Here is a 314-nt window from a genome sequence, read left to right as displayed (position 1 = left end):
GATCGCGGTGGCGATGCTGCGCGAGCTGCCCGCCGCCTCGGCCACGTTGCGGTTCATCTCGTTGGTGGTGGCGGTCTGCTCCTCCACCGCCGCGGCGATGGTGGCCTGGAAGTCGTTGATCTGACCGATGACGGTGCTGATCTCCCCGATCGCGTCGACCGCACCCGCCGTGTCGGCCTGGATCGCCTCCACCCGGCGGGAGATGTCCTCCGTCGCCCGGGCGGTCTCCTGCGCCAGCTCCTTCACCTCACTGGCCACCACCGCGAAGCCCTTGCCCGCCTCACCGGCCCGCGCGGCCTCGATCGTGGCGTTCA

General features: G+C 71.0%; 1 protein-coding gene. It reads right to left on the bottom strand.

All coding sequences use genetic code 11. The annotated features are described in order from the left end of the window. Positions 1-314: methyl-accepting chemotaxis protein (locus IN07_RS20080; protein ID WP_036339557.1), on the bottom strand; the 314-nt coding region annotated here is incomplete at both ends.

This window comes from Modestobacter caceresii (genome assembly GCF_000761485.1).
Lineage (GTDB): Bacteria > Actinomycetota > Actinomycetes > Mycobacteriales > Geodermatophilaceae > Modestobacter > Modestobacter caceresii.
This window is presented reverse-complemented; position numbering and strand designations above follow the sequence as displayed.